General features: G+C 68.4%; 11 protein-coding genes. All 11 read right to left on the reverse strand.

The annotated features are described in order from the left end of the window. Nucleotides 1-131 precede the first annotated feature (131 nt). The 11 genes from ftsZ to murD all read right to left on the reverse strand — a co-directional run bounded on the left by ftsZ (nucleotide 132) and on the right by murD (nucleotide 13342). Complete coding sequence (ftsZ, locus tag IY145_RS22055; RefSeq protein ID WP_196410154.1) at nucleotides 132-1865, reverse strand: cell division protein FtsZ; 1734 nt, start codon at nucleotides 1863-1865, stop codon at nucleotides 132-134. 97 nt (nucleotides 1866-1962) lie between these two features. Beyond that, on the reverse strand, nucleotides 1963-3276 hold the full coding sequence (gene ftsA / locus IY145_RS22060) for a cell division protein FtsA (protein ID WP_196410155.1): 1314 nt from the start codon (nucleotides 3274-3276) through the stop codon (nucleotides 1963-1965). Continuing rightward, the gene (locus tag IY145_RS22065; RefSeq protein WP_246722151.1) at nucleotides 3273-4292 is read right to left on the reverse strand and encodes a cell division protein FtsQ/DivIB; all 1020 of its coding nucleotides are present in this window, start codon (nucleotides 4290-4292) and stop codon (nucleotides 3273-3275) included. Before IY145_RS22065 ends, ftsA begins: the two co-directional genes overlap by 4 nt. Next, complete coding sequence (locus IY145_RS22070; RefSeq protein ID WP_196410157.1) at nucleotides 4289-5212, reverse strand: D-alanine--D-alanine ligase; 924 nt, start codon at nucleotides 5210-5212, stop codon at nucleotides 4289-4291. Before IY145_RS22070 ends, IY145_RS22065 begins: the two co-directional genes overlap by 4 nt. 140 nt (nucleotides 5213-5352) lie before the next feature. Then, complete coding sequence (locus IY145_RS22075; protein ID WP_196410158.1) at nucleotides 5353-5583, reverse strand: AbrB/MazE/SpoVT family DNA-binding domain-containing protein; 231 nt, start codon at nucleotides 5581-5583, stop codon at nucleotides 5353-5355. Nucleotides 5584-5596: 13 nt separating this feature from the next. Further along, complete coding sequence (locus tag IY145_RS22080) at nucleotides 5597-7126, reverse strand: hypothetical protein (RefSeq protein WP_196410159.1); 1530 nt, start codon at nucleotides 7124-7126, stop codon at nucleotides 5597-5599. Then, nucleotides 7123-8043, reverse strand: a complete 921-nt coding sequence (gene murB / locus IY145_RS22085; protein ID WP_196410160.1) for a UDP-N-acetylmuramate dehydrogenase — start codon at nucleotides 8041-8043, stop codon at nucleotides 7123-7125. Before murB ends, IY145_RS22080 begins: the two co-directional genes overlap by 4 nt. Nucleotides 8044-8230: 187 nt before the next feature. Continuing rightward, on the reverse strand, nucleotides 8231-9637 hold the full coding sequence (gene murC / locus IY145_RS22090) for a UDP-N-acetylmuramate--L-alanine ligase (protein WP_196410161.1): 1407 nt from the start codon (nucleotides 9635-9637) through the stop codon (nucleotides 8231-8233). Next, nucleotides 9634-10761, reverse strand: a complete 1128-nt coding sequence (murG, locus tag IY145_RS22095; RefSeq protein WP_196410162.1) for an undecaprenyldiphospho-muramoylpentapeptide beta-N-acetylglucosaminyltransferase — start codon at nucleotides 10759-10761, stop codon at nucleotides 9634-9636. The genes murC and murG overlap by 4 nt, the downstream gene beginning before the upstream one ends. Then, nucleotides 10758-11921, reverse strand: a complete 1164-nt coding sequence (locus IY145_RS22100) for an FtsW/RodA/SpoVE family cell cycle protein (protein WP_196410163.1) — start codon at nucleotides 11919-11921, stop codon at nucleotides 10758-10760. Before IY145_RS22100 ends, murG begins: the two co-directional genes overlap by 4 nt. Beyond that, nucleotides 11918-13342 carry a UDP-N-acetylmuramoyl-L-alanine--D-glutamate ligase gene (gene murD / locus IY145_RS22105; RefSeq protein WP_196410164.1) on the reverse strand — a complete coding sequence of 475 codons (1425 nt, stop codon included), beginning with the start codon at nucleotides 13340-13342 and terminating at the stop codon, nucleotides 11918-11920. Before murD ends, IY145_RS22100 begins: the two co-directional genes overlap by 4 nt.

A 13342-nucleotide genomic window follows, 5' to 3' on the forward strand; every position in this document is an offset into this window, starting at 1 on the left:
GCCGGCGCAGGATAGTCCGCGGCGCGGCGCGGCTCCAGTCACGGTTTTTTACAGAATGTTACAACGGCCCTGGACGAGAAAAGGCCCGCCGGAGCGGGCCTTTTCGGAAATTTCGCGGCCGGACGGCGGCGTCAGCTGTTGATCTGCCGGCGCAGGAAGGCCGGAATCTCGAGCTGCTCGTCCTCGATCGAACGAACCGGCGCGACGCGGCGGCCATGCGGATCGAGCCCGGCGTGTCCCTGCGCCGGCTGCGGAGCCGGCGCGACGGGGCGCTTGGCGTATTCCGCATGGCTCTGCGAGGGCGGCGGAGCCTGCGGGCGCATCGGCGGACGCGGCGCGGCCGTAGCCGGGCCCTGCAGCGCGTCCTCCTGACGGCTCGCGCCGAAGGAGGCGAGGCGCTCGAGCAGCGTCCGGCGGCGGGCGGCCTCCGGCGCTTGGCCGGCGGGCTCGCCGCGCGCCTGGCGATACTGCTCCTGCACGGGCCGCGGGAAGTCCTCGATCTGCGGCATGCGCATGCGCGGCAGCTCGGCGGCCGGCGGGATATAGGGCTCGTGCACCTCCATCGCCGGGGCCTGCGCCGGAGCGGGCTCCGGCGCATAGCTCGGCCGCGTCGCGGCGACCTGCTCCAGATAGACGCCGTTCTGAGCGGCCGGCGCCGGCTGCTGCTCGCCGTAATAGGATTGGACCGGACGCTCGACCGGGGCCGGCTGCGGCTCCGGAGCATAGGCCTGAGGCGCATAGGCTTGGGGCGCATAGGCCTGAGGCGCCGGCTGCGGAGCGGGCTCGGAGATGGTCTGGACGAAAGAGACACGGCCCTGCGCCGCCACCTGGGCGCGCAGACGCTCGGCGGCCTCCAGCACGCGGGCTTCCGCGGCGGCGGCGTCCTCGGCGGCGGTGCTCGGCAGATCGATGCCCGTCGCCACCACAGACACGCGCACCACGCCCTCGAGCGAGGAGTCGAAGGTCGCGCCGAGGATGATATTGGCGTCCTCGTCCACCTCTTGGCGGATGCGGCTCGCCGCCTCGTCCACCTCATAGAGGGTGAGGTCGTTGCCGCCGGTGATCGAGATGAGCAGGCCGCGGGCGCCCTTCATCGACACTTCGTCGAGCAGCGGATTGGCGATGGCCGCCTCCGCCGCCAGACTCGCGCGGCGCTCCCCGGTCGCCTCGCCCGTGCCCATCATCGCCTTGCCCATGCCGCGCATGATCGAGCGCACATCGGCGAAGTCGAGATTGATGAGGCCTTCCTTGACCATGAGGTCGGTGACCGAGGCGACGCCCGAATAGAGCACCTGATCGGCCATGGCGAAAGCGTCGGCGAAGGTCGTCTTCTCCGTGGCGATGCGGAAAAGATTCTGATTCGGGATGATGATGAGAGTGTCGACCGACTTCTGAAGCTCGGCGATGCCGCTCTCGGCGATGCGCTGGCGCCGCGCGCCCTCGAAGTGGAAGGGCTTGGTCACGACGCCGACCGTCAGAATGCCCATCTCACGCGCGACGGCCGCGATGACCGGCGCGGCGCCCGTGCCGGTGCCGCCGCCCATGCCGGCGGTGACGAAGACCATGTGAGCGCCGGTGAGGTGCTCGCGAATCTCGTCCTTGGCCTCTTCCGCCGCGGCGCGGCCGACTTCCGGCTGGGCGCCGGCGCCGAGGCCTTCGGTGACCTGCAGGCCCATTTGAATGATGCGCTCGGCGCGCGAGGAGGCGAGCGCCTGCGCGTCGGTGTTGGCGATCAGAAAGTCCACGCCCGAAAGGCCCGACATGATCATGTTGTTGACGGCGTTGCCCCCGCCGCCGCCGATGCCGCACACCAGAATGCGGGGCTTCAATTCCCGAAGTTCGGGCGCTTTGAGATTGATCGTCATCGTCAGACCTTTCGACTGATTTTCATGCGACTGGGCGTCGGCTGTCGTCCCCGGAGCGCTTCGCCGACGCGCGCCTCGCTCTCGTTCCTCGAAATCCTCAAAAACTGTCTCTCAACCATTGTCCGACCCGAGAGATGTAACCATTGGTCCCAGTCCCGCGCGCCTCCGCCTCGCGGCGCGGCTCGAAATATTCGCGCCCCGCGAATTGCGGATAGACGAGCAGTCCCACCGCCGCGGCGAAAGCCGGGCTGCGGGCGGATTCGGGCAGGCCGTCTATGCCGGCCGGGCGACCGACGCGGACCTGTCCGCCGAGAATGCGCCGCGCCGCCTCCGGCAGGCCGGTGAGCAGGCAGGCGCCGCCGGTGAGCACCACGCGGCGGCCGGCATGGGCGGAAAATCCCGACGCGGCCAGGCGGTCGCGCAGGAACTCCAAAGTCTCCTCGACGCGCGGCCGAATGATGCGCACGAGATGCGATTTCGGCGCATGCGCTGGATGCTCGCCGCTGTCGCCCACATGATCGAAGGCGATCGTCTCGCGATCGTCGGAGGGCGAGGAGATCGCCGCGCCATAGAGCGTCTTCAACCGCTCGGCGTCGCTCAGCCGGCAGTCGAGGCCGCGGGCGATGTCCATGGTGATGTGATTGCCGCCGAGCGTCACCGCATCGACATGCGCGAGCGCGCCGCCGGCGAAGACGGCGAGCGAGGTGACGCCCGCGCCCATGTCGATGACGATGGCGCCGAGCTCCGCCTCATCGGCCTCGAGCACGGAAAGGCCGGCGACATAAGGCGCGGCGGCCGCGGCTTCTATGCCGAGGTGGCAGCGCTCGACCGCGACGAGCAGATTGCGCATCGCCGCCTGATCGCAGCTGGCGACATGGAGATCGACGCCGAGCTCGCCGCCGACCATGCCGGCCGGCTCGCGAATACCGGAGGAGCCGTCGAGCGAGAAGCCGGTCGGCAGCGAATGGACGACGACGCGGCCGCGCTCCGTCACATGAGCGGCGGAGGCCTCCAGCACGCGATGCACATCGGCCGGCGCGACGGCGCCGGAGTGGACGCGCGTCTTGGCGGCGAAATGCTGCGAGGCGAGCCTGCCGCCCGAGGCGGTGACGATGATCGCGTCGATCTGCGATTTGGCCATGCGCTCGGCCGCGTCGACCGTGCGGCGCAGCGCGCTCTCGACCTCCTCCATATCGACGATCTGGCCGGCTTTCACGCCGCGCGAGCGCTGGTGCCCGATGCCGAGCACGCGCGCGCGATGCGTGCGCCCACGCGGCGAGCCGTCGCCGACCGGCGTCAGCCGCGCGATGATGCAGGCGATCTTCGACGTGCCGACGTCGAGCACGGCCATGGTCGCGCTGCGGCGGGCGCCGAGCTGCTTCATTCGCGGCGGGAAGATATGTGACTTCATGTCTGGCCGCCCTTGCGTGAATTGCGCGTCGTCGCGGCCGCGCGCGTCGCGACCGCCTCCTCCGAGAGGCGCACCGCGACGCGTCCGGACGCGCGCAAATCGATCGAGATCACATCCTTGTCGAGGATCCTGGCCTCGCGCTGGAGTCGTTGCAGCAGCGCCAAGGCCGCCTCCGGCTCGCGTTCGGGCAGCTTCACCTCGACGCCATTCGTCATGTCCAGCGACCAGCGCCGCCCCGCGACGAGCACGCCGGCGCGAACGCGCGATTTGAGATCGCCCGCCGCCTCGAGCAGACGCATATATTCGTCGAGCCGCTTCTCCGCGCCCTCGCCGACGACGAAGGGCAGGCCCAAGAATCGCTCGTCGCGCATCTCGTCGACGACGACGCCGTCGGCGGCGACGACCGAGAGCTTGCCGTCGCGCTGCCAGAGCGCGAAGGGCCGCCGCCCCTCGAGCGCTATGACCAGCCGATCGGGATAGAGCTTCAGCACGCGCGCGCTCTCGACGAGCGGCAGCGCCGTCAGGCGCTCGCGAATCGTCTCGGCGTCGAGGAAGAGCAGCGAATGCGTCGGCTTGACGCCGGAGGCGGCGAGCACGTCGCCCTCGCTCAGCTCGCCGAGCCCGCTGATGGTGACGACCTCGATCGAAAAGCCGAGCGCGCGCGCGACGATGTCGCGCGGCGCGCCATTGCGCGAGACGAATTCGGCGTAGCCGCCGTTCTGGACGACGCCGGCGAGGCCGACCCCGCCAAAGAGCAGAGCGAGCGCCGTCGCGCCGACTCCGGGAAGAGCGGCCAGTCGCGAGAGACCGCGCGCCGGGCGCTGGGCGAGATGCGGCGCGGCGGCCGACTGCGGACGGGCGCGCCGCTCCGCGGGCTGGGAAGAAGAGGGATAAGGGGCGGCGTAGGCGCCGGCCTGGATGGAGCCGGCATGGAGGGAGGAGCCCCCTTGGACAGCGCCGACTTGGACGGAATGCGGATGCGCGACATCGAAGAGAGCCTCGACAGGCTCTCTCAACGATCGCAGGACGCGTCTTCCACCATCCATCTTACGAGCTCGCCAAACGAATATCCGGCATGCGCCGCCATTTCGGGAACCAGCGAGGTCTCGGTCATGCCCGGCTGCGTGTTGACCTCCAATACGACGAGCTCGCCCGTGCCTCCGGGGCGATCGTCGTATCGAAAGTCCGCGCGGCTGACGCCGCGACAGCCGAGAGCCCGATGAGCCTCGAGGGCCAACTGTTGGACCTCTTGGTAAATATTTTGTTTAAGATTCGCCGGAAGCACGTGTTTCGACCCGCCTTTCGCGTATTTGGCGTCGAAACCGTAGAAGTCCTCCGACACGGGGAGTATCTCGATGACGTCGAGCGGGCGGTCGCCCATCACCGCGCAGGTGAGCTCGCGGCCGTCGACGAAATTTTCCGCGAGCATGAAATCGCCATGCCGCCAATCGGCGGCCGCGAGCTCCTGCGGCGGATGCGAGCGCCCCTCCTTGACGATGAACACGCCGAAGGACGACCCCTCCGAGACGGGCTTCAGCACATAGGGCGGCTCCAGCGCATGGGCCTTGGCGGCCTCGAGGCGATGCAGCACCCTGCCCCTGGGCACCGGCACTCCCGCCGCCGCCATGACGCTCTTGGCGATGTCTTTCTTCATCGCCAGCGAGGAGGCGAGCACGCCGGAATGCGTGTAGGGGATGCGGAGAATCTCCAGCACGCCCTGAATGGCGCCGTCTTCTCCGAAGCGGCCGTGCAGCGCGTTGAAGGCGACATCGGGCGAAAGCTTGGCCAGAACCTCAGCGACGTCGCGGCCGACGTCGACGCGGGAAACGCGAAAGCCGACGCTCTCCAGCGCCTTGGCGCTCGCCTCGCCCGACCGCAGCGAGACCTCGCGCTCGCAGGAGAATCCGCCCATGAGAACGGCGACGTGAACAGTCATGACGCACCTTCGAGTTGTGCGAGGGCTTTCACCCTCGGTGGATTACAAATAGGCCGCACGCGCCCACCTCCCCCTCGAGGGGAGGTCCAGCGCCCGACCCTCTCCCTGCCCTTTAGGGGAGGGTGTTTACGCCTATTGCCTCAGAGGTCGGAATAAGCCTCGTCGTCCTGCTCGCTCGTCCACTCCGTGAAGGTCGCGAAACTTGCATCCGGCCGCAGCGCCACGCGCGCGATCGAAACGCCAGCGGCGTCGATCACGAAACGCAGAGAGTCTCCCGCCCGCAAGCCGAGATGTTCACGGACGGCGCGAGGAAGAGTGACACGACTATCTACGCCGAGCCTCGAATAGGCCGACCGCTTCGGCTCTCGCATGTCCGCCTCCCTCTCACTCCGCCCGCCGCCAGATTTCGATATCCCCCGCCTGTTTCGCGAGCCTGTAGGCGTCCAGCGCCCCGGCCATCTCCGGCCGCCGCAGCACCCATTCCCGCGTCGCCCGATCCTCGACGACGACAATGTCCGGCCGCCCCTCGCGAATATCCGCCGCGAGCCCGGCGAGATCGGCGCTGCGCCGCGCCTCCAGCCGCTCGCGCTCCCGCGGGTCGGCGGAGGTCAGCAGCCGCCCGACCGCGGCCGTCGTCCACAGCGCATTCTGCCGTCCGACCCATTCGCCGTCGAGCTGCCGAACCAGAGGATGGCCGTAGTCGAGCTGGCTCGCGATCGTCGCCACGCGCGGATGCGGCGGCGCGACGAAAGCGACCGCGTCCAGCAGGCCGGGGTGCTCCTCGTGGTCGGTCAGCTGCTCGACGACGCCGAAATAGGCGGGCGCGGCGAGCAGGCCGGGCAGGAACAGGAATTTCATCAGCGCCAGCTTCGTCCCCGTCGGCGGGGCGACGCGCGCCATGCGGTCGCGCAGCGCCAGAAAGGTCCAGGCGAACAGCAGCAGCGCGAGCGCCGGAAAAGCATGGTTCATCCAGCCCTTCCCCTGCAGGAGAAAGGCGGCGAAAAAGCCGAGCGAGGAAAACAGCGCGACGAGAGTCGCGCGGCCGAGCGGGACGCCGCGCGCCGCGACGAGAAAACCCGCCAGCAGCGCGACATAGACCAGCGCCAGCGTATGGGCGAGAAAATGGCCGAGATCATCGCGCGCCCGCGCATAGACCTCGAGCGCCAGCGGCAGAGCCTGCGTCGGATAGGCGGGAAAGGCGATGAGCGTCGCGCCCGTGAGGCCGACGGCCGCCAGCGCCGCCGAGACGAGCTCCTCGCGCCACAGAATGCGCAAGGAGCGCTCGCGCCAGGCGATCGCCAGCGCCGGCAGCGCGATGGCGAGAACGAAATGCGGCTTCAACGCCACGGCGACGCCGCCGCCGAGTCCCGCGAGGATGCGCGCCCATCGCGGCGGCGGCGCGCGCTGGTCCTCCACCGCCAGCGCCGCGAGCAGCGGCAGCACGGCGAGCAGCGCGATATGCTCGCGCTCGGCGAAGACGATCTCCGGCGCGACCAGCAGCAGAAAGATCGCCGCATCGAGCAGCAGCATCCAAGTCCGCCGGCTGCGCGCCGCGCCACGCCGCAGCAGATAGAAGGAAAAGCCGATCGAGCCCGCCGCAAAGGCGAAGACCAGCGCGGCGAGAACCGCCTCCGGCGGGAGATGCGACGCACGGGCGAGCAGCACGGCGGGCATGAGCGAGAGAAAGGCCGCCGGCGGATTGGGATCGCTCACCTCGACATAGGCCGCGCGACCGTCCAGCACTTTCTCCGCGAAGGTCAGGAACCAGGAGACGTCGCAGTCGATATGACCGACGATTTGCTGCACGATCGCGACGAGGACGAGCGCCGCGCAGAGCCACGAACTCGACAGCGCGCGCAAGAGCGGCTCCGGCTCCTCGCATGCGACGACGGCGCTGCGCTCGATCACGCTCATGGAACACCGATCCGCTTGATCTCCCAGCGCAGGAGAATGCCGCTTTTCGCTTCGACGCGCCGCCGCACCTCTTCGCCCAGCGCCTCGACATCGGCCGCCGTCGCATGGCCGCGATTGACGAGGAAGTTGCAATGCATCTCGCTCACTTGCGCGTCGCCGATCGTCAGCCCGCGGCAGCCGGCCGCGTCGATCAACTCCCAAGCCTTATGGCCCGGCGGATTGGCGAAAGTGGAGCCGCCGGTCTTCTCGCGGATCGGCTGCGAGGCTTCGCGCGCCGCGGTGATGCGCTCCATCTCGGCGAGGATCGTCGCCGGATCGCCCTTGCGGCCCTGATACAGCGCCTGCGTGAAAATCACATCTTCCGGCGCCTCGCTGTGGCGATAAGAGAAGCCGAGATCGGCGTTCGAGAAGACGCGCGCCGTTCCCGAGCGATCGACGCCGCGCGCCTCGATCAGCGCGTCCTTGGTCTCGCCGCCATGGGCGCCGGCGTTCATGCGCAGCGCGCCGCCCACGCCGCCCGGAATGCCGCGATAGAAGGCGAGCCCGTCTATGCCGGCGTCGGCGGCCGCGCGCGCGAGCTTCACATCGGGTACGGCCGCTCCGACGCGAATGCGCTCGCCCGGCTCCACGGTGATCGCGCCGAAGCCCTTGGCGGTAAGCCGCACCACGACGCCCGGCGCGCCGCCGTCGCGCACGATGAGATTGGAGCCGAGCCCGATGACCATGACCGGAATCTCGCTCGGCAGACGCGCGAGGAAATAGGCGAGATCCGCTTCGTCCGCCGGCGAAAAAAGAATTTGCGCCGGCCCGCCAACGCGAAACCAGGTGAAGGGCGCGAGCGGCTCATTGGCCGAGAGACGCCCTCGAAGATCGGGCGCGAGGGCGGCGAGTTGCGCGGTGAGATCGGGGAAGGTCATCGTCTTTCCCTTCCTTCCCACACTCTACGGGCGCGATTCCTTCTCCCCTCGCGGGAGAAGGTGGCCCCGCGAAGCGGGGTCGGATGAGAGCAAGGCCGCGGCCCCTCGTCCGCCCCTCGCTGACGCGAGGGCCCCCTTCTCCCACCAGTGGGAGAAGGGGCGCGCATTGTGAGAGATCGCGCGAGCGTCATGGCGCCAGCTCCGCCAATTGCCCCGGCAGCGCATAGGCCCATTTGGTGATGTCGCCGGCGCCCAGAAACACCACATAATCGCCCGGCGCCGCGATCTTACGCACGAGCTCCGGCAGCTCGCGCGGCGAGGCGAAGGACAGCGCCCGCCCATGTCCCTGCGCCGCCGCGGCGCGCGCCAGCGCCGGCCCGTCGACTCCTTCGATCTTCGTCTCGCCCGCAGGATAGACATCGGCGATCAGCGCGACATCGGCGTCGCCGAAACAGGCCGCGAATTGATCGAACAAGGATTGCAGCCGCGTGTAGCGATGCGGCTGCATGATTGCGATGACCTTGCCCTTGGTCGACGCGCGCGCGGCCCGCAGCACGGCGGCGATCTCCACCGGATGATGGCCGTAATCGTCGAAGATCGAGACGCCGCTCCACTCGCCGGTCTTGGTGAAGCGCCGTTTCACGCCGGCGAAGCTCGCGAGCCCTTCGCGAATCTTCTCGACTGAAGCGCCGAGCCGATGCGCCACCGCAATGGCCGCCGTGGCGTTGAGCGCATTATGGCGCCCTGCCGCCGGCAAGGTAAGATCGTCGAGCCGCGTCTCCGCGCCGGTATCACGATCGCGCAGCGACACGGAGAAGCGCCCGACGCCGCCGGAAAGATCGAGATCGAGAAGCCGCGCCTCGGCCTCCTCGCTCTCGCCATAGGGAATGACGCGCCGATCCTCGATTTGCGAGATGATCTCGCGCGCGGTCGGATGATCGACGCAAACGGCCGCGAAACCATAGAAAGGCAGATTGTCGATGAAGGCGCGAAAGCCGTGCTTCACGCCGTCGAAATCCCCGAAATGATCGAGATGCTCGGGATCGACATTGGTGACGATGGCGACTTCCGCCGGCAATTTTAGAAAAGTGCCGTCGCTCTCGTCGGCCTCGACCACCATCCATTCGCCGGCGCCCGGCCGCGCATTGGTTCCATAGGCGTTGATGATTCCGCCATTGACCACCGTCGGATCGAAGCCGCCGGCGTCGAGCAGCGTCGCGACGAGCGAGGTCGTCGTCGTCTTGCCATGCGTGCCGGCCACAGCGACGCAGCGCTTGTCGCGCATCAGCTCGGCGAGCATTTCCGCGCGCTTCACCACGGGCAAACGCCGCGCGCGCGCCTCCATCAGCTCGGGATTGTCGTGCTTGATCGCGCTCGACACGACGACGACTGCGGCCTCGCCGAGCCATTTCGCGTCATGGCCGACATGAACGCGCGCGCCCTTCTCTGCGAGCCGCTGCAGATTGGCGCCGTCGGCGGCGTCGGTGCCCTGAACGTCGTAGCCCTGCGCCAGAAGAATCTCGGCGACGCCGGACATGCCGATCCCGCCTATGCCGACGAAATGAATGGGGCCGAGACGGCGCGGCATTCTCATGAAGGGCTCCGTTGCGCCGCCTCGGCGCGTTCTTTCTTTTCCGCGACGGCGAGCACGAGATCGGCGAGCCGCTCGGCGGCGTCCGCGACGCCGACGCTCTTGGCCGCCTGCGCGCGTCGCTGCAATTCTTGCGGGTTTGCGGCGAATTCGGCGATGCGCGCGGCGAGCCATTGCGGCGTGAAATCCGTTTGGCGCACGACTTCCGCCGCGCCGGATTTCGCCAGCACGTCGGCGTTGGCCGCCTGATCCTGGTCCAGCGCATGCGGCAGCGGCACGAGAATGCTCGGCCGCCCGATCGCCGCCAGCTCGGTGACGGTGGAAGCGCCGGCGCGCGCGACGACGAGATGCGCGCCCGCGATGCGCTCGGGAAGATCGGCGAAGAATGGCGCGATCTGCGCGACGATTCCGGCGCGTGCGTAGGCCATGGCGACGCGCGCGAGATCTTCCTCCCGCGCTTGCTGCGTCAGCTCGATGCGCTCGCGCAATTCCTTCGGCAGAGATTCGAGCGCCGACGGGACGATATCCGCCATCACCCGCGCGCCCTGCGAGCCGCCGGTCACGAGCAGACGCAGCTTGCCGTCCTCGAAACCGGGATAGGGCTGCGCGGCGGCGGCGAGCGCGGCCGGGCGCAACGGATTGCCGGTGACGACGATCTTATCGGCGAGCGCGCCCGTGACCCCGGCGAGCGGAAAGCCCGAAGCGACCATGTCGACGCGGCCGGCGAGAAAGGAATTGGCGCGGCCCATCACCGCATTGGCTTCGTGCAGCACTGTGGGAATGCGCAAGAGCGAGGCGGCGAAGAGCGGCGGCACGCTCGGATAGCCGCCGAAGCCGACGACGACGAGCGGCCGAATGCGCAGCAGAAGAAGCAGCGCCTGCAAGGCGCCGACGCCGAGCGTCGCGATCGCTTTCGCCTTGTCGATGACGGAGCCGCCGCGCGGCGTCGCGGAAGCGATCGTGTGCATCGCGCGCGCGGGGAATTCGCCGCCATACCGCAATGCGCGTTCGTCGGTGACGAGCTCCACCTCGAGCCCACGCGCGCGCAGCGCATGCGCCAGCGCCTGCGCGGGAAAGAGATGGCCGCCGGTGCCGCCGGCGGCGAGCAGAACGGGACGCTGGCTCATGCCGGCGCCCCCATATGCGCCGGACCCGCATGCGCCGTTTCGACGACGGGTTCTATATGCGGGCGTCGTCGCGTGACGGCGAGCAGAAAGCCGAAGCCGAGCGCCAGCGAGATGAGCGAGGAGCCGCCATAGGAGATGAAGGGAAGCGTCATGCCCTTCGACGGCATGAGCTGAAGATTGACCGCCATATTGATGGCCGCCTGCAGACCGAACAGCATGACCAGTCCCGCCGTCGCGAAGCCGCAGAAAGCGTCGTCATTGCGCGAGGCCGAATAGAGCCCGCGCAGCACGATCAAGCCATAGATCGCGGCGACCGCCATGCAGACGAAGAGGCCGAACTCCTCGCCGATGACGGCGAAGATCGTATCCGTATGCGCGTCCGGCAGAATGCGCTTCAGCGTGCCCTCGCCCGGCCCTTTTCCGAACCAGGAGCCGCTGATGAAACTGTAGAGCGCGGTGTCGGCCTGGAATGTGTCGGCGACGCCCTGCCCCACGGCTTGCGGATCGAGAAAGCGCGTCACGCGCGCATGCACATGCGGCAGGAGTTTGTAAGCCGCGACCGCTCCGACGGCGCCCGCGCCGCCGACGCCGAAGATCCAGAACCAGTGAATGCCCGCCATGAACAAGAGCCCCGCCCAGACGAGCGAGATCAGCATCGTCTGGCCGATGTCCGGCTGCAGCACCAGTGGCGCGACCGTGGCCGGCAGCAGCGCGATGGCGAGAAGATTGCCCGGCACATCCTTGCGCTTGGCGCCTTCCGAGAAAGCCCAGGCGGCCATGATCACAAAGCCCGGCTTCAAAAATTCGGACGGCTGAATGCCGAAAATCCAGCGTTTGGCGCCCTTCACCTCCTGGCCGAAGAAGAGCGTGCCGACGACGAGCGCCAGCGAGATGATCCAAAGCAAAATCGCCGCGCGCCGCACATGGCGCGGCGAGAGGAAAGAAACGCCGATCATCACGATGAGCGCCGGCCCGAGATACATCACCTGCCGATGCACGAAATAGAAAGTGGAAAGATGTAGGCGCTCGGCGACGGGCGGACTGCCGGCCATCGCGAACACGAGCCCGCAGACGATCAAGAGAGCGACGCCGGCGATGAGCCAGCGATCGATCGTCCAGGCCCAATCGGAAAAAGTGGAACGCTCCGCGCGCGAGATCATGGGGTTTCTCCGGCAATGGGCGCATGTGCATGAAGTTCGCGCGCGAGGAGGCGAAAGGCGTCGCCACGCGCTTCGAAATTGGCGAATTGATCGTATGAGGCGCAGGCCGGCGACAGCAGCACGACCGGCTCGCGCGCATCGCTCAGCGCGGCGTCCTCGGCGGCGCGCGCGATGGCGACGTCGAGCGTTCCGCATTGCTCATAGGCGACGGCGCCCTCCAGCGTGCGGGCGAAATCCTGCGCCGCCGCGCCGATGAGATAGGCCTTGGCGATGCGTGAGAACAGCGGGCGCAGAGGTTCTATGCCGCCCTCCTTGGCCTTGCCGCCGGCGATCCAGAAAATCTCGTCATAGGAGAGCAGCGCCTTCTCCGCCGCGTCGGCGTTGGTCGCTTTGGAGTCGTTGACGAAAACGACGCGACCGCGCCGACCCACCTCCTCCATGCGATGCGGCAGCCCCGGATAGGTGACGAGTCCCGCGGCGATCTCTTCGCCCGAGAGTCCGCAATGCCAGGCCGCGGCGGCGGCGAAAGCTGCGTTTTGCGCATTATGCGCGCCGCGCAAGGTGCGCGCGCCCGTGAGATCGCCGAGCGTCTCGGTCTCCTCCGGCCCATGGCCGGCCTCGCGATAGAGAGCCTTGCGCGCCTCGATGAAAAAGCCCCAATCGAGCGCGCGCGCGGCGGAGACGGGATAGATGCGCTGTCCCTCGCGACGCGCCTCTATGAGCCGCGCGCCGATCGCATGGGAATAGACGTCGTCGACGCCGACGAGCGCGACATCGGCGCGCGCGACGAGACGCTCTTTCACCGCCGCGTAATTCTCCATCGTGCCGTGGCGATCGATATGGTCCGGCGTCAGATTGATGAGAATGCCGATCGAAGGCGTGAGCGAGGGAGTGAGATCGATCTGGAAGGAGGAGCATTCGATGACGTGAATGCGCCCCTCGGAGGGCGGCGCGAGATCGAGGATCGGCGTGCCGATATTGCCGCCGAGCTGCACATCCTTGCCGGCGCGGCGCAGAATATGGGCGATCAGCGCCGTCGTCGTCGATTTGCCATTGGTGCCGGTGATGGCGATGAAGGGAGCGCCCGGCGCATGGCGCGCGCGCTCGCGGCAGAAGAGCTCTATGTCGCCGATCACCTCCACGCCCGCTTCGCGCGCGCGCTCCACCGTCCAATGCGGCTGCGGATGGGTGAGCGGCACGCCGGGCGAGAGCAGGAGCGCGGAGAATTCGCGCCAATCCGCCGTCGAAAGATCGACGATGTCGATCCCCTGCTCGCGCGCCTTGGCGCGGCCCGCCTCGCCATCGTCCCAGGCGGCGACGATCGCGCCGCCCGCGATCAGCGCGCGCGCCGTCGAAAGGCCGGAGCCGCCGAGGCCGAAGAGCGCGACCTTGCGTTCCGAGAATGTCGTCGCCGGCGTCAT

Source organism: Methylosinus sp. H3A (assembly GCF_015709455.1).
Classification (GTDB): Bacteria; Pseudomonadota; Alphaproteobacteria; order Rhizobiales; family Beijerinckiaceae; genus Methylosinus.